The 17455-nt window shown below is 53.3% G+C and carries 18 protein-coding genes and 1 riboswitch; of the genes, 14 read left to right on the top strand and 4 right to left on the bottom strand.

Annotated features, from left to right (window positions below; all coding sequences use genetic code 11):
• Positions 1-38: 38 nt before the first annotated feature.
• From JWG39_RS04890 to JWG39_RS04930, 9 genes are all read left to right on the top strand, one after another.
• Complete coding sequence (locus JWG39_RS04890) at positions 39-389, top strand: DUF4810 domain-containing protein (RefSeq protein ID WP_205218259.1); 351 nt, start codon at positions 39-41, stop codon at positions 387-389.
• Positions 379-1011 carry a GNA1162 family protein gene (locus JWG39_RS04895; protein WP_205218260.1) on the top strand — a complete coding sequence of 211 codons (633 nt, stop codon included), beginning with the start codon at positions 379-381 and terminating at the stop codon, positions 1009-1011. Before JWG39_RS04890 ends, JWG39_RS04895 begins: the two co-directional genes overlap by 11 nt.
• A 207-nt stretch (positions 1012-1218) precedes the next feature.
• Positions 1219-2100, top strand: a complete 882-nt coding sequence (locus tag JWG39_RS04900) for a metal ABC transporter solute-binding protein, Zn/Mn family (RefSeq protein WP_205218261.1) — start codon at positions 1219-1221, stop codon at positions 2098-2100.
• Entirely contained in the window at positions 2097-2885 is a 789-nt protein-coding gene (locus JWG39_RS04905; RefSeq protein ID WP_205218262.1) for a metal ABC transporter ATP-binding protein, read from the top strand. The genes JWG39_RS04900 and JWG39_RS04905 overlap by 4 nt, the downstream gene beginning before the upstream one ends.
• On the top strand, positions 2878-3699 hold the full coding sequence (locus JWG39_RS04910) for a metal ABC transporter permease (RefSeq protein WP_205218263.1): 822 nt from the start codon (positions 2878-2880) through the stop codon (positions 3697-3699). Before JWG39_RS04905 ends, JWG39_RS04910 begins: the two co-directional genes overlap by 8 nt.
• 38 nt (positions 3700-3737) lie before the next feature.
• Positions 3738-4325, top strand: a complete 588-nt coding sequence (locus JWG39_RS04915; protein WP_205218264.1) for a nitroreductase family protein — start codon at positions 3738-3740, stop codon at positions 4323-4325.
• The gene (gene mnmL, locus JWG39_RS04920) at positions 4322-5236 is read left to right on the top strand and encodes a tRNA modification radical SAM protein MnmL/YtqA (protein WP_205218265.1); all 915 of its coding nucleotides are present in this window, start codon (positions 4322-4324) and stop codon (positions 5234-5236) included. Before JWG39_RS04915 ends, mnmL begins: the two co-directional genes overlap by 4 nt.
• 110 nt (positions 5237-5346) lie before the next feature.
• Entirely contained in the window at positions 5347-6585 is a 1239-nt protein-coding gene (locus JWG39_RS04925; RefSeq protein WP_205218266.1) for an aminotransferase class I/II-fold pyridoxal phosphate-dependent enzyme, read from the top strand.
• A 124-nt stretch (positions 6586-6709) separates the two neighbouring features.
• Positions 6710-7210: a rubrerythrin family protein gene (locus JWG39_RS04930; protein ID WP_205218267.1), complete on the top strand. Its 501-nt coding sequence runs from the start codon at positions 6710-6712 to the stop codon at positions 7208-7210.
• A gap of 164 nt (positions 7211-7374) precedes the next feature.
• Here the strand turns inward: JWG39_RS04930 and JWG39_RS04935 are convergent, their stop codons facing one another.
• Both JWG39_RS04935 and JWG39_RS04940 read right to left on the bottom strand, forming a co-directional pair.
• Positions 7375-8682, bottom strand: a complete 1308-nt coding sequence (locus JWG39_RS04935) for a DNA-processing protein DprA (protein WP_205218268.1) — start codon at positions 8680-8682, stop codon at positions 7375-7377.
• Positions 8682-9119: a phosphoribosyltransferase gene (locus JWG39_RS04940; RefSeq protein ID WP_205218361.1), complete on the bottom strand. Its 438-nt coding sequence runs from the start codon at positions 9117-9119 to the stop codon at positions 8682-8684. Before JWG39_RS04940 ends, JWG39_RS04935 begins: the two co-directional genes overlap by 1 nt.
• A 113-nt stretch (positions 9120-9232) precedes the next feature.
• On the opposite strand from JWG39_RS04940, the gene JWG39_RS16715 reads away from it, so the two are divergent.
• The 5 genes from JWG39_RS16715 to JWG39_RS04960 all read left to right on the top strand — a co-directional run bounded on the left by JWG39_RS16715 (position 9233) and on the right by JWG39_RS04960 (position 15173).
• Entirely contained in the window at positions 9233-9364 is a 132-nt protein-coding gene (locus tag JWG39_RS16715; RefSeq protein WP_275888958.1) for a hypothetical protein, read from the top strand.
• Between the two features lie 189 nt (positions 9365-9553).
• Positions 9554-9703: riboswitch (FMN riboswitch) on the top strand.
• A gap of 51 nt (positions 9704-9754) precedes the next feature.
• Positions 9755-10381: a 3,4-dihydroxy-2-butanone-4-phosphate synthase gene (gene ribB, locus JWG39_RS04945; protein ID WP_240191993.1), complete on the top strand. Its 627-nt coding sequence runs from the start codon at positions 9755-9757 to the stop codon at positions 10379-10381.
• Between the two features lie 301 nt (positions 10382-10682).
• Positions 10683-13349 carry a molybdopterin cofactor-binding domain-containing protein gene (locus JWG39_RS04950; protein ID WP_205218270.1) on the top strand — a complete coding sequence of 889 codons (2667 nt, stop codon included), beginning with the start codon at positions 10683-10685 and terminating at the stop codon, positions 13347-13349.
• 6 nt (positions 13350-13355) lie between these two features.
• Positions 13356-13709, top strand: coding sequence for a TusE/DsrC/DsvC family sulfur relay protein (locus tag JWG39_RS04955; protein WP_205218271.1), 354 nt, complete (start codon positions 13356-13358; stop codon positions 13707-13709).
• A gap of 306 nt (positions 13710-14015) precedes the next feature.
• Entirely contained in the window at positions 14016-15173 is a 1158-nt protein-coding gene (locus JWG39_RS04960) for an aminotransferase class V-fold PLP-dependent enzyme (RefSeq protein WP_205218272.1), read from the top strand.
• A 479-nt stretch (positions 15174-15652) separates the two neighbouring features.
• On the opposite strand, the gene panF is transcribed toward JWG39_RS04960, so the two are convergent.
• Complete coding sequence (gene panF / locus JWG39_RS04965; RefSeq protein WP_205218273.1) at positions 15653-17146, bottom strand: sodium/pantothenate symporter; 1494 nt, start codon at positions 17144-17146, stop codon at positions 15653-15655.
• Entirely contained in the window at positions 17143-17418 is a 276-nt protein-coding gene (locus JWG39_RS04970) for a YhdT family protein (RefSeq protein WP_205218274.1), read from the bottom strand. The genes panF and JWG39_RS04970 overlap by 4 nt, the downstream gene beginning before the upstream one ends.
• Positions 17419-17455: the final 37 nt, after the last annotated feature.

Genomic DNA, 17455 nt, shown 5'->3' on the forward strand with positions numbered 1-17455 from the left:
AAGGTACCCTTCAGGGTACCTTGATGAGGAGTGTAGCAATGTCTCGACTTCTTCTTTTTCTTCTGTTCGCCGCAGTATCGTTCAGCGGATGCGCGCAACAGCCACTCTATGCCTGGGGGCCCTTTGAGAATGTTATCAGCCGGATATTGCAGGGCGGATACAATGTGAACGGGGAGATTCTGCGCATGGAGCAATTTGGGCGGGAAGCGGCGATGCGGGGGCAGAAGCTGCCTCCGGGCTACCATGCCCAGCTCGGGCTGCTCTACGCCGAGGCCGGGAATGAAGACCGTATGGAGGTGGAATATATGCAGGAGAAGGATCTCTATCCGCCCTCCGGCACCTTCATGGATTTTCTGCTCTCCAACAGGGAGGCAGGTTATGGGAAGTAGAATGAGAAGGGGGGGGTTGCTCGTTATTCTCGTTATGTTTTCTTTTTCCGGCTGCACTCTGATCGGTGCGAACAATTCTACCCCCCGCTTCAACCAGAGTCTGCCCCGGGTGCTGCTGCTGGTTCCACCGGTTAATCGTACTCCGGGTTTTCCCACCGGAGAGAACCTGCTGGCCTGGTCGGTGGTGATACTCTCCGAGGCTGGCTATTATGTGCTGCCCCCGGTGCTGACCAGCGAGGTCTTTGCCCGCCATGGATTTAAGAGGCAGGAGCAGATTCGTAACATTGCTCCGGAGAAACTGCGGCGGATCTTCGGTGCAGAGGGCGTTGTTTATCTCACCGTGGACGGAACCGGTACCCGCCATCAGGTGTCTGGCATTCGTGCAGGGGTGCATGCCTCGGGAGAACTGGTAGATCTGCGCAGCGGACGTACCCGCTGGAAGGGCAGAGGTGACAGCGAAGGCGGTTTCACTTTTTCTACACTGCTGCCCGAACCGATACAGATGATGATCTCGAGTGAACTTTGGATGACAGCGTCGCAGAGCATGGCCGGACAGGCAGCAGTGAATCTCTTTCTTCACGGGGATACTCCCTTGCCTCCGGGGCCGTTTCGACGGGATTAAGGGGGGATCTCCTTTGCAGCGGTGAAGAAAAAAGAGGGAGAAATACCCTGAACGTGCGAGTGCTTCTGGAAATCTTCAGCTGTCTGTATATATTGTATAGTGTACTTTGAATGCGGCCTGTACGCAGCAGGCTGTGCTTTCCCTGCTGAAATTCATCTCGGAATCTGCTCTTCCGTTATCCTTCTTTTCTCAGTGTAGTGTGAAATAATGAAAAAATTCTTTCTTCTTCCTCTTCTTTTTTCTCTCTTTTTTACCGCAATGCCCGCGCTGGCGGCGAAACCGGTACTCTTCGTCTCCATCGTGCCACAGCGATATTTTCTGCAGCAGCTTGTTGGCGACAGCGCGGACATCAGGGTCATGGTGCTGCCTGGTGCCAGTCCCGCCACCTATGAGCCGAAGCCTTCGCAGATGGCAGCACTGGCACGGGCAAAGGCCTGGTTCACCATCGGTGTCCCCTTTGAGGATTCCTGGCTGCCGAGAATGAAATCAAGCAATCCGAATCTGCAGTGTATTCCCACGGACAAGGGCATCGTACGTCAGCCTGTCCAATCTCTCCGACATACGGAAGAGGCAGATGGAGCAGTGGGGAAGCAGAGCTGCTGCGGGCTTGATCCGCATATCTGGCTTTCTCCCCCACTGGTGAAAAAGCAGGTTGTTACTTCGGCGACCGCCCTCCGGCTGCTCTTCCCACAGCAGGCTGAGAACATCAGCAGAAACGAGGCGGCCTTCACGGCCCGTATTGATGTCCTCAACGAAGAACTGCATCAGCTTTTTGATGCCCGTCCGGGGCTTACCTTTATGGTCTTTCACCCCTCATGGGGCTATTTTGCCCGAGAGTACGGACTGCACCAGGAGGCGGTAGAACTTGAGGGCAAGGATCCAAAACCTGCCCGGCTCGCGGCCCTGATTACCAGGGCGAAGAAAGAGGGGATTCGCACCCTCTTTATCCAGCCGCAGTTCTCGAAGAAGGCGGCGAACTTGATTGCCAAAGAGATTGGCGGAGTCGTGCGGGTGGCAGATCCGCTTGCGGAGGACTGGGAAGAGAACCTGCGCAGTGTGGCTGCAGATATTGCGGGGGAGAAGAAATGAGTAAAACGGGTGAACCTCTCGTGCTGATGAACGGTGTCTGTTACGCCTACGCTTCAGAAATGGTCCTGTGCAATGTTCATCTCCAGATCAACAAAGGGGATTTTCTTGCGGTTATTGGCCCCAACGGTGGCGGCAAGACGACCCTCGTCAAATTGATTCTCGGCCTGCTCACTCCCACCCGGGGTACCGTGCTGGTGGGAGGACGTCCTCCCGGCGAGAAAAACGGTTTCGTCGGCTATGTACCGCAGCAGACTGATCAAAACCAGAGCTTTCCGGCTACCGTGCTTGAGGTCGTCTGCATGGGACTGTTCGATCCGAGAAAACGCAGTTTTTTCCCACGTCACCGGGAAAATAACCGCCTCGCCATGGCTGTTCTTGAACAACTCGCCCTTGCTGATCTCGCCGGGAGGCGCATCGGTGACCTCTCCGGCGGACAACTTCAGCGGGTGCTGATCGCCCGGGCACTGGTCTCTGAGCCGGAACTGCTGATTTTCGATGAACCTACTGCCAGCCTCGACACCCGTGCCCAGACTGAGTTTTTCGAACTGCTTTCCAAACTGAATGCCGACCGCACTATCCTCGTGGTCACTCATGACCTTCTTGCCATTGCCTCCTACGCGCGCTCAGTGGCCTGTGTCAATCACACTGTGCATAGTCATGCCCGTGTCGGCTCGGCGGGGGAACTGGTAGATGCCTTCTATTCTGCCGCCCGGGATAATCCCATCTGTCCCGTGGAACAATTCCGCAGACTGCCCGTGCAAAAGGAGATTCACCCTCATGTTTGAACTGCTTCAATTTGAATTTATGCAGAATGCCCTCATGGCGGGACTGCTCACCGCAGTCATCTGTGGCATCATTGGCACCCTCGTGGTGGTCAACCGCCTCGTTTTTCTCTCCGGCGGTATCGCTCACAGTGCCTACGGCGGCATTGGACTCAGCTACTACATGGGCTGGCCATGGCTGCCGGGGGCTATTGGTTTCGCCCTTTGCTCGGCGATGGTGATGGCGGCGGTCTCACTGCGTTCGAGGGCCCACGCCGATACCATCATCGGGGTTATGTGGGCGCTGGGCATGGCCAGCGGGATTCTGCTGCTCGACCTGACCCCCGGCTACAATGTGGATCTGATGAGCTACCTTTTCGGTTCCATCCTCAGTGTTCCCGTCTCCGAGCTGTGGCTCATGAGCGTAGTGGCGGTAGTGCTGATTATCGGAACTCTCTGGCTCTTCCGCGATCTGGTGCTGATGTCCTGTGATGAGGAGTTTGCCCGCACGCGGGGGGTTCCGGTAACGCAGCTCTATTTCCTGCTGGTGGGCTGTGTAGCCGTCACAGTGGTACTGGTGGTGCAGGTGGTGGGGCTGATTCTCGTTATTGCGCTGCTTACCATTCCGCCAGCCATTGCCAGTCGTTACAGCCATTCGCTCTCCGGGATGATGGTCCTTGCCTGCCTGCTCGGTGCCGTCTTTACGAGCAGCGGATTGTGGCTTTCTGCCGTCTTTGACCTTACCTCGGGACCGGCGATCATTTTCCTTGCGGCGATCTTCTTTTTTCTTCAGCAGGGGATTGATTATCTGCGGCAGCGAATGCGGCGGATAGTGTGATGCAGTCAACACAAACACCCTGAAAAGAAAGGAACGTCATGCGTGAAAAAATTGCCCGACTGCGAACTCTTCGCAGATTCAAAGAAGAGAAAAAACTGAGTCGGGAGTTTGTCACCGGTCTCCTTGAGCTGGCCCGTCTCAGTGGCTCAAGTCGCAACTGTCAGCCCTGGCAGTATCAGATCGTTGATACCCCGGAACTGTGCGAAAAGCTCTTTCCCCATCTCGCCTGGGCAGGTTATCTGCCGCAGTGGAAGGGGCCCGGGCCAGGACAGCGCCCCTCCGCCTATATTCTCTGCCTGCTCAACAGCAGATGGCAGAAGGGGCCGGATACGGAAGCGTATTTCGACCTCGGTTCGGCCACCCAGAATATTATCCTCGGGGCTATGGAGGAGGGTGTTGGTGTCTGTCGCATTGGCTCTTTTGGACCGGGCGCCGCCAGCCTGTTCAAAATGCCGGAACACCTCAGTCTTCGCCTCGTACTGGCTCTTGGTGAAGCGGATGAGAAGGTGGTCCTGGAGACTGCACGGGATGAAGAGGACATCCGCTACTGGCATGATGAGGCCGGGGTTCACCATGTGCCCAAGCGGGCGCTGAAGGACGTCATTGTCCATCTCGAACGGCAATGACCAGGCTGGTCAATACCTTCAGTCACCACTGCCGCGACCGTTACGGGGAGGCGGTGGGCAAGCTGCCATTGGATCTCGGAATACCCTGTCCCAACCGCCTGCGCGGCGGCTGCACATTCTGCCGTCCGGAAGGATTCACTGCGGGTTTTCTCACTGCGGAGGATTCCCTCTCTGTACAGATTGAGAAGGGCAAACGAATTCTGCTCAAAGGACGTTTTCACCGCTACTTCGCCTATTTTCAACAGGAGAGCTGCACCGCTCTTGACCCGTCGCTTCTGCTCGAACACTGCGGGCGTCTTCTTGATGATGACGCCTGTGTCGGCCTGATCCTTTCCACCCGCCCGGACCTGGTCCCTGATTCCCTGCTCGAACCGCTCGCCGAACTTGTTCGCTGCCGAGGCAAAAGCGGTCTGCTTGAGCTGGGGCTGCAGTCCACCCTTCAGCGCAGTCTTGATGCCCTCAACCGCAACCATACTGTGGAGGATTTTTTCTCTGCCCTCACGCGTATTCACCGTCATCCGCCGCTGGAGTGCGGGGCGCATCTCATCTTTGGCATTCCAGGGGAGAGCGAGGCGGAAATGATCGCCGGAGTCGAGATGGTCTGCGCTGCCGGAGTGGATGCCCTCAAGCTTCACCATCTGCAGGTGGTGAAGGGGACACCCCTCGCCAGACAGTATGCCCGCCAGCCCTTTCCGCTCTTCAGTCACGAAGACTGTGTCAATTTCCTGCTGCGTCTGCTGCCGCGTATTCCGCAGCGGGTGGTTCTGCACCGCCTCTTCTCCACCACCCATCCGCAGCTGCTTATTGCGCCACGCTGGAATATCCCTGCTGCTGAACTGAGCAGAGAGGTGACAGAGGGACTGCACCTCGCCGGGCTGGCGCAGGGGGCTCTGGCTGTCGGAGAAGAATAAAAAAATGGTAATTCTGCCGTGACGTGATATGCTCAAAGGCTTGTCATATCTGCAAAAAATTCGACAAATTCCAGTCTGAAATTTTAAAAATCCTAGAGAGGGTAATCACCATGGATAAGACTTTTGAAGTGCGCTGCGCCGAGCGAATGAATCAGCTCCCGCCCTATCTTTTCGGAATGATTAACAAGATGAAGATGGAGAAGCGCTGGGCGGGTGATGATGTTATCGATCTTGGCATGGGAAATCCGATGGATCCTACGCCGCCAATGGTCACCGAAAAGCTGATTGAGGTGGCCTCTGACCCAAAAACTCATCGCTATCCGGTTGCCGGAGGGATGAAAAATCTCAAGCGGGAAATTGCTCTCTACTATAAGCGCGTCTACGACGTCGAGCTCAACGGGGAGAGCGATGTTATCTGCACCATCGGCTCGAAAGAAGGAATTTCTCACCTTTGTCTTGCCCTGCTGGGACCGGGCGATACGGTGATCACTCCGGCACCGGCTTTTCCTATCCATGTTTATGCTGCGGTGATTGCCGGGGCCAACGTGCTGCGTGTTCCGATCTCAGAAGATGAGGATACCTTCCTCTCCCAGATCAGCACAATGTGTACCTCGCTCTATCCGCCCCCCAAGCTGCTGATGCTCAACTTTCCTCACAATCCCACCGGCACGATGGTCAGCCGGAAGTTCTTTGAAGAGGTGGTCAAGCTGGCTAAAAAATATAACCTGATGGTCATTAACGATTTTGCGTATTCCCGTATAGTTTTTGATGGAGAGAAGGCCCCGAGTTTTCTTGAGGTTAACGGCGCGAAGGACGTGGGCGTGGAATTCGGCTCTTTCTCCAAGTCGTACAACATGGCGGGATGGCGGCTGGGATACTGTGTCGGTAACGAACAGATGATCGGCGGTCTGGCGAAGATCAAAGGGTATTATGATTATGGGATTTTCTCTGCCATTCAGGTCGCGGGTATTGTCGCCATGCGTGACTGTGAACCTCAACTCGCCGAGCAGGTCGGGATTTATCAGAAACGAAGAGATTTCTTCTGTGATGCGCTGCAGAAGATGGGCTGGGACGTTACGCCGCCGCGGGCGGGCATGTTCCTGTGGGTGAAAATTCCCGAGCCGTACGCACAAATGGGTTCCATCCGTTTCTCTCTTGAGATGATGGACCGTGCCAACGTTGCCCTTTCACCGGGTGCCGGCTTTGGGCAGGAAGGGGAAGGCTGGCTGCGCCTTGCCCTTGTAGAGAATGAAAATCGTGTCACCCAGGCACTCAAACAAATGCGGCGTGCCTTGAAAGATATAGATGATGAGATTGCGGCGGGAAAATTCAGTTTGACAGAGGCTTGACTAAATAGGAATTATTATTACTTTTGTTTCTCATTCTGTGCTGCAGGCATTTTTCCTGCGGTTCGAGAAGGGAAGAGTCCTTTTTCATTTCAACGGAGGTTTGACCTCCATAAGGAGTTTTATTATGCCCACAACAACTGAAAATCTGAGTACCGCATTTGCCGGTGAAAGCCAGGCCAACCAAAAGTATCGTTCTTTCGCTGAGAAGGCTGATAAGGAAGGTTTTGCCAACGTTGCAAAACTGTTCCGTACCACTGCTGAAGCTGAGCGTATTCACGCCGCTGGTCACTTCAAAGCTCTTGAGCAGGTTAAATCCACCATCGACAACCTTGCCGCCGCTATCAGCGGTGAGACGTATGAATTTAAAGATATGTATCCCCCGATGACCAAACAGGCTGAAGCTGAAGGTCATAAAGCGCAGACCATGTTCAGATTCGCTGAAACCGCTGAGAAGGTCCATGCTCAGCTCTATACCAAAGCTCTTGAAGCTGTCACAGCCGGGAAAGATCTTGACGTGAGCGACTTCTATCTCTGCCCGATCTGCGGTTACATTGAGTTCGGTGAAGCTCCGGATAAATGTCCTGTCTGCGGCGCAGCGAAGAAGGCTTTTATCACCCTCGCGTGAGAATGCCGCAGTGCAGCAGCAGTACCCGTACGTAAAAAAAATCCCCATCCTGATTCTTTCAGGTGGGGATTTTTTTTTCAGGTAAACGGGGCAGTTGTGCAGGAGGTGTGATACCAATCACATTTTTTACTGATCAGAGAACGCGACTGCATGGATTTCCGCCTTCATCCTTCCGCCTTCATTCTTCCAACATAGCGCACTGGCTTCGACAGCTTAATAAGCTTATTTTCGTCCACAGCCTTTTTCAGCCATACATTGAGCTGTGTTTTGTTCACATCTATAGTCTCAGCAAGTTCCTCAGCGGTGGCAGGGCTGTTCAGTTTATTTAAAATGACCGGTAATACGGCTTGATATATAGATGCCGGGCACTCAGGTGTTTTGACTTCGGGCTCAACTACAGATTCCGGTTTAGTGATTGTTGATTTTTCTTCCACAACCTCGGTGACTGGAGGCAGCTCTTCAGCGGGAACCGTCTCCCGGGCCGCCTGAAAATCCAAGAGACTCGTATCCTTTTTAGGCCGGTTTCCCGGGGCGTTAACTGCCAGTTCATGCAGCTGTTGTCTAAAGTTATTGGGACCAATCGAATCGGGCCATGCTATTGCACCAAGATCCAGCAGTTTGCTGTTTCCCTGTGGAACGTCATTTCCAACCCGAACAAAGACGGACCGTGCGTTTTTCCGTTTGAGTTCTTCTTCAGCACCAGCCCACGTGCCGCCTTTTTTGTGCTCTGCGCTGACGACCAGACCGTAATCCGACATGGCATAGATCAGCTTGTTTCTTCCCATGGCTGTTCCCACGGTAAAGCGGGCATTGGGGTGGTAAGGAGAGAGTAACAGCAGGCGTCCGTCGGCAATCGCATGGCGGGCACTGCGCTCTACGCTTTTCTTTAAAAGGTTCTCGGCAAGAAGACCTATGGTAACGCCACCAGCCTCAAGGGCCGCAGTCATGGAAATCTGATCAACACCCCGAGCACCGCCTGAAATAACCGGGATTCGATTATACGCACAGAGTTCAGCGACCTGACGGGTAAAAGATTCACCGGCCTGATCTACATTACGAGAGCCGACAATACCAAGTCCGCCACCTTTTAGCAGGGAACGGTTCCCCACACCGAACAACAATGGCGGAGCCTTGTCTTTAAGATGCTTTTTATAGCGAACAGGGTAGTCGGCATCGCTTCGACTGATAATCCAGATGCCATTGCGCTGCCATTCTTCTACAGCAAAGCCAAGCTGGACACCTCGACCGAGCAGTGATTCCAAACGTTGTTTGTCAATACCTGAGCCCATGGAAGCTTCGGAAATATTTTCTTTTTGCAGCAGATTACCTGGGCGCATTTTCACCGCGATGAGCCAGCGTACAAGCGATGAGTATTCTGTCAATGACAGTGGTTTCTCTGAGCGATTTTTCCCGAAAACACCGCAGAGCAAAATTATCGCTTTTGTATCTTCTGTTAAAAAGTCGTTCATCATCAGTTAATTCCTGGCGAGTTTAAGGCTAATGCCATTGGATATACGGCGGAACAACCCGCTTGACGCAATAAGGCCGATGCCACTGTGAAAGTCCACCCGGAATCGATCATGTCATCAACCAGCAGGCATGGCTGATAGTCTTTGGGTTCCAAGTTTATATGGAATGCACCATCCAGGTTTTTGACCTGCTGGTAGCTGTTTTCCATAAATTTTTGCGGACTATTGGTCCGAGTTTTTGCGATACATGGCACGAAGGGCAACCCGAGTGCGCTCGCCAATCTTGCCGCAAAATCGGGTACCAGCTCAGGATGATTCAGGGATGGGATGCAGGTTACCCATTGGGGTGCGGGATCGGGAGACCATGCCTGCAGCATCTCTACACAGGCCGCTGTCAGTTCGTCGGCAAATCGATTGGTCTGGTATTTACCATTCACCACAAGCTGTCCCCAACCGGCATCCCGCCAAAGGCTTAATGCACGACCTTCCTCGGCAATGCACCATTCGCGTAAAATTATTTCAATTTATTCTTTTTTTTTGATTAACTGCCGAGATGACTACTATACCAAAAGTTTCAACCGAAAGAATTGATGATTTTGTCCTGCTGACCGGGCTTCTTAAACGAATGGGTGTGGTAAGCTTTTTGATGCTCATCTCCTACACCATGGGCATCATCAAGGTTTAGGCTGGGGTTGAATGAGTACAATGTGAAAAAAGGTCAGGTAAACGGGGCAGTGGTGCAGGAGGTGTGATGTACATGACTGAAATTTTTGAAAAAATTTCACCCCCCCTCTTTCTGTCAAGTGGTATAGTCTCTGTCCGATCACACAGGGTCGCAGTGTGAAAAATTGAGGCAGAAGACAGCGCGTCCGCGCCGTCTTTTCAGGGCGAGGTGAAATTCCTCACCGGCGGTATTCCTGTTTTTTCGGGAGAGCCCGCGAACGATTTTGCCATGGAATGGGAAATCGCCGATCTGGTACCAGTCCAGAGCCGACGGTCACAGTCCGGATGGAAGAAAGTGCCGGCGCAGGGAACTGTGCGGGCTCTCATGCCAATTTTTCTGCAGGAGGAATTTATGCAGTTATTTGAAGACAGTTATCAGGAACGAGTTCAAAAAGGAATAGATGCCATTGCCGCAGGACGCGGTGTCATTGTCGTTGACGATGAGAATCGGGAGAACGAGGGTGATCTCATCTTTGCCGCCGAAAGTCTCACGGAAGAACAGATGGCGCTGCTCATTCGCCGCTGCAGCGGTATCGTCTGCCTCTGTATGACAGAGGATCGCATGGCAGCGCTGGATCTGCCGCAGATGGTGGAAAATAATACCTGTGTCAACAGGACCGCCTTCGCGGTTACCATTGAGGCGGTTGAGGGCGTAACCACCGGTGTGTCAGCGAAGGATCGCACCACCACCATTCGTACTGCTGTTGCCGAGGGTGCCACCTCTGCCGATTTGAATCGGCCCGGCCATGTCTTCCCCCTCTGCGCCCGCAGCGGCGGAGTTCTGGAGCGGGGCGGGCATACCGAGGCTACGGTGGATCTCATGCGTCTCGCCGGGCTTACGCCCTGTGGTGTTCTCTGCGAATTGATGAATGACGACGGCACCATGATGCGGGGCGGACAGCTTGTTGCCGTAGCCGATAAGTACAACATGCCTATTCTGCAGGTTGCCGATCTGGTAAAATATCGGAAAGCGATGTAAAAAAATAAGCCCCTCAATTCAAATCTCCCTGTGTAACGGGCTGGAATCTTTGATTTCAGCCCGTTTTTTTGTTGAAAAAAGTAGAGATTGCGTGAAAAGTTGCACCGTCTTTCAGGTTGCGGAATCTCGTGATGCTGGTACGTTGCAAAAGCATTTATCCCGTGGCATCCATTTTTTAATTGATGTCACCTTTTTTTTAAAAAAAATACTTGTAAGGGGGAAGACATGCCTGCGATCTCATTTTGAATGAGGCCATGGTGTGTTCTGCCTGTTTATTGTTTTTCTCACTACGGAGGAAAAGGTGAAAAAAATTAAACTGACGATTAACGGTCGGGAAAAAGAGATCATCGCCGATGACAACATGGTGCTTCTTGACCTGTTGCGCGATGACTTGAAGCTCACCGGAGCAAAGCAGTCCTGCGATAGAAAAGGCCAGTGTGGTGCATGTACGGTGATTGTAAACAAAAAAGCTGTACTCTCCTGCCTTACCAAAGTTTCCCGGCTTGAGGGTGCAAAAATTATCACTGTTGAGGGTCTCGGGACCACCGAAAATCCGCATCTGCTGCAGAAGGCCTTTTGCCTCGCCGGTGCCATTCAGTGTGGTTTCTGTACTCCGGGGATGATCATGTCGGCCAAAGCGCTGCTTGATGAAAATCTGAAGCCGACAGATGAAGAGATAAAATATGCTCTGCGGCGCAATCTCTGCCGCTGCACCGGGTATAAGAAAATTATTGAGGCGGTGCAGCTCGCGGCTTCTTTCATGCGCGGGGAGATAAACCCGGACGACATTACTCCGAAACCGACTGATCCCCCCCGGGGTGTGTCTCATATCCGGCCGAGTGCGATGGCCAAGGCCTGTGGTACCGCGAATTTTACTGCGGATATCGACATGCCCGGTGCGGCCGAAATCGCCATGGTTCTCAGCCCGTACGCCCATGCTGAAATCAAGGGAATTGACTTCTCCGAGGCAGAAAAAGTACACGGCTGGATTGGCGGCATGACGGCAAAGGATATCAAGGGAACCAACCGCATCAAGATGGCGGTGGAAGACCGTCCTCTGCTCTGTGAAGACAAGGTTCACTGCCTTGGTGCGCCGGTGGCCATTATCGTCGCGGAAACTCGGGCGCAGGCCCTTGAAGCGGCTGATAAAGTGAAGGTGGAATACAGTATCCTTCCTACCCTTTCTTCTCCCGAAGAAGCCATGGCAGAGGGTGCCCCGAGGGTTCATCCGGATATCCCCAACATCTGTTTTGAACAGCCGCTGATCAAGGGTGATATTGAACGTGGCTGGAAAGAGGCCGCCACGGTGGTCGAGGATCATTTTACTACCCAGATTGTCCACCAGGCGCCGCTGGAACCGGAAAACAGTGTTGCTTTCATGGAAGGCGAGGGTGAAGATGCCGAACTGGTCGTTATCGGCCGCAGTATTAACATCCATCTGCACAAAGCCAATATCCAGGACGCTCTCGGCTTCGACAGCGTTCGCTACGAAGAAGCCTATTCTGGCGGGAATTTCGGACAGAAACTTGAAATCAGCTCTGAAGGTTTCACTGCAGCTGCGGCGCTCCATTTCAACCGCGCGGTACGTTATACCCCGAGTCTGTATGAATCCATGTTGATCAGCTCGAAGCGTCACGCCTACGATATGAAGTTCAAAATAGGGGCCAATGCTGACGGCAAAATTGTTGCCCTCGACATGGATCTTGTGGCTGATAACGGTGCGTATAACTCCGCCGGACACAAATTCATTCTCCGCGCTCTGCACATGTTGACCAGCGCGTATTATGTGCCCAATATTCATGTGGAATCCAAACTGGTCTATACCAACAATCCCTATGGCTCTGCTGCCCGTGGCGCGGGTCCCCCACAGGTGCATTTTGCGCTGGAGTCTGCTGTTGAGATGCTGGCAAAAAAATGTGGTATCGACCCGCTGGAGTTCAGGAGAATCAACAGTTTGGAAACCGGACAGACCAAGGCGACCGGTCACGTTGTTGTCGATGTCTGGCCCTTTCCTGAGCAGTGTGCAGATATGAAACCGCTGTGGGATCGCGCGAAGACCGAACGTGATGCTACCCAAAACGGCACGGTGAAACGTGGTATCGGTCTTGGTGCTGCCGCCTTTGGTATCGGTTTCCCCGGTGACCAGGCCTCAGCTGCCGTGGAGATCGGCGAGGATGATATCGTTACGGTATATGCTGCCGCAGCTGATCCTGGCGAAGGCACCGATTCCATGATGAGTCAACTGGCCGGGGAAGTTCTCGGTCTGCCGCTGGACAGGATTCAGGTTCAGCTCCGCAGCACTGGCAACACCTCTCCCGCAGGCCCCGCTTCCGGGAGCCGTGTCACTTTGATGATCGGCGGAGCGACCGTTGATGCTCTTCAGAAATTGCGTAAAGCAATGGACGAGGCAGGCGGTAAAACCTTCAAGGCACTGACGGATGCCGGTAAACAGACCCGCTGCATCGGTAAGCGGAATACGGTGGATTCAGCACCGCTTGATCCGAAAACCGGTCAGGGTCCGTCTCCGGAGACCGACGTCATGTCTATTCAGCTGGCTGAGGTTGAGGTGGATACCACCACTGGTGAGGTGAAGATTGTGAAGATGAGTTCCACTGTGGACTCCGGACCGATCATCAACCCCAACAACTTCACCGGTCAGATGGAGGGCGGGATGGATATGGGGGTTGGCTATGCCCTGCGTGAAATCTATGTCGCCGGGGAGACGAAAGACTGGAGAACTTTGAAGTTCCCGACCTTCAAAACCTTTTTCGACTCTGAGGTTGTCACCCGCGAGACTCCACGGAAGGAGGGAACCCTCGGTTCCACCGGTGTTGGCGAGATGGCAATGCTTTCCACTGCTCCGGCGGTAATCAACGCCATTGAAGATGCCTGTGGCGCTCGCATTACTGAACTTCCGGCAACCCCGGAACGGGTTCTCGCAGCGCTGAAAGCAGCAGGAAAGGCCTGAGCTGATATGAGCGAATTATCGGCCAATGAAAGACTGCGAGAACGCGTATTCCGCACGATTGCCGGTCAGGAAGTGTATTGTGACTGGGAGGGGTTCCTCTGGGACCCCGATGAGTGGAATGAAGAGCTCGCAGTCGCCTTTGCGGCAGAGTCCGGTATTGCCGAACTGTCGGCAGAGCAGTGGCAGGTTATTCACTTTGTCCGCGACTATTATGAAAATAATCTCCGTGCTCCCTTGAACAAGGAGTTGCGGAAGGGAACAGGGCTTTCCCTGCTTACCCTTGACGCGATGTTTCCTGAGGGACTCCGCCTCGGGGCACGGAAGGTCGCTGGCCTGCCCAACCCAAAAGTGTGTACCTGACGGTACCTCGAAGGTTGCAGTTGTTCCGGGCTGCGGAGATTATCTCCGCAGCCTTTTTCCGTCCTTCCCGCTTTAAATTTGTAAAATATTTATTCTCAAAAGATTTTGCTTTTCTTCGCGTTCCTTTGCGTTCTTCGCGGTAAAAATTGCCTTTCCGCTTTTTGCCTTTGTCTTTTTCCATAGCTTTTTAAGAAGTTACGCTTTTATATAAAAAGTCCTTTTTCGCTGTTCCGTCTTTTGTTTTTCCCTGTCTCCCGTCTCCTTTCTCCCTTTCCCAAATCATTTCTCTCATTTCAGGAGTTTCCCATGATATATCTCGATAATGCCGCCACCACCTGGCCAAAGCCAAAAACTGTTCTTGATACCATGATTGCTCTCTATGCTGAAACGGGAGTCTCTCCTGGCCGAGGGAGCTACGACGCTGCCCTTGAGGCGGAGGCCAGCATTACAAGGACAAGAGAAGACCTTGTCGCCTTCTTTCATGCTCCAGATCCCAAGCGGGTCATCTTTACGGCGAACGCCACCGATGCCCTCAACATGGCCATTATGGGCATGCTCTCTCCGGGAGATCATGTCATTACCACCCGGCTGGAGCACAATTCCGTTCTGCGACCCTTGTTTCATCTGCAGGAGGAGGGAATAATTTCAACAACAATAATTCCCTTTGACGGCGATGGTTATGTGGATCCTCAGGCTGTTCGTGAGGCCATCCGTCCCGAGACAAAAATGGTGGAGATTACCCACGCCTCGAATGTGCTGGGGACGATTCAGCCGGTGGAGGAGATTGGCAGCATCTGCGAGGAATTCGCTCTTGAATATCTCGTTGACGCCTCCCAGTCCGCAGGCAGAATCCCTGTCTCCATGGAGGCAATGCGGGCGAGCGCCATCGCCTTTCCCGGTCACAAGTCGATCTATGGTCCAACGGGAACAGGGTGCCTCGTGCTCAACCCCTCCTGTGGAATTCGTCCAACCCGCTTTGGGGGAACTGGCACGGCGTCGGAAAGTCTCCGCCAGCCGGAGGATTTTCCCCACTGCCTTGAGGCTGGTACGCAGAATTATATGGGAATTCTTGGTCTCTCCTGTGCGCTGGCGTATCTGCAGGAAAAAGGGCTGGAAAAAATTCGCGGAGAGGAAGACGCGTTGATGCACCGCCTGCATGATGGCCTCGCGAGTATCAAGGGACTGGAGATGTACGGGGCTGCTGACCGTCGCACGCGGCCGCATCTCGCGGTGGAGACAGTCAACGTGAAGGGTGCCGATCCGGACGATGTCGGGGCTATTCTTGATGGAGATTTTGAGATCGCCGTCCGTGTTGGTCTGCATTGCGCTCCGCTGGTTCACGAATCCATTGGTACGGCGGGACGGGGGGCGCTACGCTTCAGCCCCGGTATCTTTACCACGCCTGAGGATATCGATCTGACTGTTGAAGCGCTGGATCGTATTTGTGCAAATTATATGAAATAATGGTAATTTCTCAAAAGCTACGGAAGGCAGAAGAAAGGGAAAAGCAAAAGCGGTAAGACAATTTTTTACCGCGAAGAACGCAAAGGAACGCGAAGAAAAGTAAAAGACGGGACAACAAAAGATTTTTTTTGCCAACGAATAAAGGCGAAAAAGATTTAAGGACAAAGATTTTGTTTAATACCAATCACATTTTGTATTGACCAAAGAATGCGGCTGCGTGGATATTTTGTTGGGTGATCACGAATGGATAAACAGGATGTAAAATTGATCGCAATAGTGATAACAGTGGCATTACATCATCATTGGTGAAAAATCGGTACAACAGTGATTCCAGCAATGGTGTTGTAGAGACAAGGCATGCCTTGTCTACACGGTACCGGTAAACGTAACAATAACGGTGCAACTGTAACCGAAGGAACACCGATAACCCGCGAAACATACACGCCACATTGGGAGACAGGGATGTTTGCCCATAATTCTTACTCCCCGAAGAACAACTCCTCCACCTCTTTTTCTGGAGGTTTGCTGAGCCAGCTTCCCACCACAAAGCTGACCACTGCGATTATCATCGACGGTACAATCGTATGGGTGCCAGACAGCGTCCAGCTGCTGTACTGAATGGTAAGATAGCTGCCGATGCCGCCGATGATGGAAAGGATGGCACCGGTGGCGTTGGCCCGCCGCCAGTACAGTCCGAAGATGATCGGTGCGAAGAAGGCGCACTCCAGACCGCCCATGGCGAAGAGGTTGATCCAGACGATGAGATCCGGCGGGGTAATAGCGAAAAGGATGACGAGGATACCGAGAAAAGCGGTGGTCAGCCGGGAGACGGCGGGCAGTTTTTGGGTAAACTTTTTTTCATGCCGCTTCTCTTCACTGACGAGATAATTAAGATAGAGATCCTTGATGATCGCTGCCGAGGCGAGGATCAGCAGGGAGGAGACGGTGGACATCACCGCTGCGAGGGGTGCGGCGATGAAGAGCCCCGCCACCACCGGATTCATATACCGGGTAACGATGGTCGGGATGAGATAGTCCGTGGACTTCAGTGTCTCCATATCAATGACAGCCGGGGCGAAGACACCGGAGATGTGCATCACCAGCATGAGAAAGCCGATGACGATGGTGCCGTAGATGATCGCTGCATGCAGTGCCTTTGTGTCGGTGAAGCCCATGCCGCGCACTGCGGTCTGCGGCAGGCCGAGTACACCGACTCCTACCAGGACCCAGAAGGACATAAGCCAGCTCTTGCTGATAGTGCCACCGGCGGTAATGTCGGCATAGTTGGGTGTCACCACGTGCAGCCGTGTGGTCAGCGACTCAAAACCGCCCGCCTGATAAACAATGGTCGCCAGCAGGATGATTGAACCAAGCACCATCACCAGTCCCTGTATGGTATCCGTGGTGACCACAGCCTTGAAGCCGCCGATGGAGGTGTAGAGGATGACCACCACGCCGAAGAGCAGCAGACCGTAAACATAATCCAGTCCGGTGATGGTCTGAAAGAGTACCGCGCCGCCGATGAACTGAGACATCATCTGAGCGAGAAAGAAGAGCACGAGACAGAGCGAAGAGATGAGCACCACTGCTTTCGAGCGATAGCGGGCGCGGAGGAAATCGGTCACTGTGACCGCGCCGGTTTTGCGGGAGATGAGGGCAAATTTCTTGCCGAGGATAGCGAGGATGATAAAAGCGGTGGGTACCTGGATCATCGCCAGATAGACCCACGCCAGGCCTTTTGCTGCTGCGATTCCCGGGCCGCCAATAAAGCTCGATGCACTGGTGAAGGTGGCGATGAGTGTCATCGCGAGGACCAGCCCGCCCATGGAGCGGCCGCCGATGTAGTAATCGTTGACAAAGCCTCTGCTCGTTGCGCCGTGTGACTGACGGCGGCTGATCAACAGGCCGATGAAGAGGTTGAGACAGAGGTAGGTGATCACCACGCTGATGAGGATACTCTGGTAGGAGGTCATTCTTCCACCTCGCTGCCGAGATCAAAATTCTTGAAGACCAGCCGCACGACAAAAATACTGGCCACACAGAAGAGGACATAACCAACGATACAGCTGAGAAAAAACCACATTGGCAGGCCAAAGATATAGGTATAGGTCTCCGGGGTGCCACTTTCGGCGATGCCATAGCCGGTGAAATACCACCAGAGGAAAAAAGCGAAATAGAGCAGAACGGAGGTTATCGCCTCGCGGCTGATCTGTCGGTTTTTTTCTTTTTCACTGAGCTGTTGCATGATGGTGCTCCTGTAATAATGAGGGCCTGTTTTCTCT

The organism is Desulforhopalus vacuolatus (assembly GCF_016918505.1).
GTDB classification, from domain to species: Bacteria; Desulfobacterota; Desulfobulbia; order Desulfobulbales; family Desulfocapsaceae; genus Desulforhopalus; species Desulforhopalus vacuolatus.

What these genes read in the sequence shown, in the direction of transcription:
- JWG39_RS04890 (WP_205218259.1), top strand. Translation starts at nt 39, where the DNA reads ATGTCTCGACTTCTTCTTTTTCTTCTGTTCGCCGCAGTATCGTTCAGC.
- JWG39_RS04895 (WP_205218260.1), top strand. Translation starts at nt 379, where the DNA reads ATGGGAAGTAGAATGAGAAGGGGGGGGTTGCTCGTTATTCTCGTTATG.
- JWG39_RS04900 (WP_205218261.1), top strand. Translation starts at nt 1,219, where the DNA reads ATGAAAAAATTCTTTCTTCTTCCTCTTCTTTTTTCTCTCTTTTTTACC.
- JWG39_RS04905 (WP_205218262.1), top strand. Translation starts at nt 2,097, where the DNA reads ATGAGTAAAACGGGTGAACCTCTCGTGCTGATGAACGGTGTCTGTTAC.
- JWG39_RS04910 (WP_205218263.1), top strand. Translation starts at nt 2,878, where the DNA reads ATGTTTGAACTGCTTCAATTTGAATTTATGCAGAATGCCCTCATGGCG.
- JWG39_RS04915 (WP_205218264.1), top strand. Translation starts at nt 3,738, where the DNA reads ATGCGTGAAAAAATTGCCCGACTGCGAACTCTTCGCAGATTCAAAGAA.
- mnmL (WP_205218265.1), top strand. Translation starts at nt 4,322, where the DNA reads ATGACCAGGCTGGTCAATACCTTCAGTCACCACTGCCGCGACCGTTAC.
- JWG39_RS04925 (WP_205218266.1), top strand. Translation starts at nt 5,347, where the DNA reads ATGGATAAGACTTTTGAAGTGCGCTGCGCCGAGCGAATGAATCAGCTC.
- JWG39_RS04930 (WP_205218267.1), top strand. Translation starts at nt 6,710, where the DNA reads ATGCCCACAACAACTGAAAATCTGAGTACCGCATTTGCCGGTGAAAGC.
- JWG39_RS04935 (WP_205218268.1), bottom strand. Translation starts at nt 8,682, where the DNA reads ATGATGAACGACTTTTTAACAGAAGATACAAAAGCGATAATTTTGCTC.
- JWG39_RS16715 (WP_275888958.1), top strand. Translation starts at nt 9,233, where the DNA reads ATGACTACTATACCAAAAGTTTCAACCGAAAGAATTGATGATTTTGTC.
- ribB (WP_240191993.1), top strand. Translation starts at nt 9,755, where the DNA reads ATGCAGTTATTTGAAGACAGTTATCAGGAACGAGTTCAAAAAGGAATA.
- JWG39_RS04955 (WP_205218271.1), top strand. Translation starts at nt 13,356, where the DNA reads ATGAGCGAATTATCGGCCAATGAAAGACTGCGAGAACGCGTATTCCGC.
- JWG39_RS04960 (WP_205218272.1), top strand. Translation starts at nt 14,016, where the DNA reads ATGATATATCTCGATAATGCCGCCACCACCTGGCCAAAGCCAAAAACT.
- panF (WP_205218273.1), bottom strand. Translation starts at nt 17,146, where the DNA reads ATGACCTCCTACCAGAGTATCCTCATCAGCGTGGTGATCACCTACCTC.
- JWG39_RS04970 (WP_205218274.1), bottom strand. Translation starts at nt 17,418, where the DNA reads ATGCAACAGCTCAGTGAAAAAGAAAAAAACCGACAGATCAGCCGCGAG.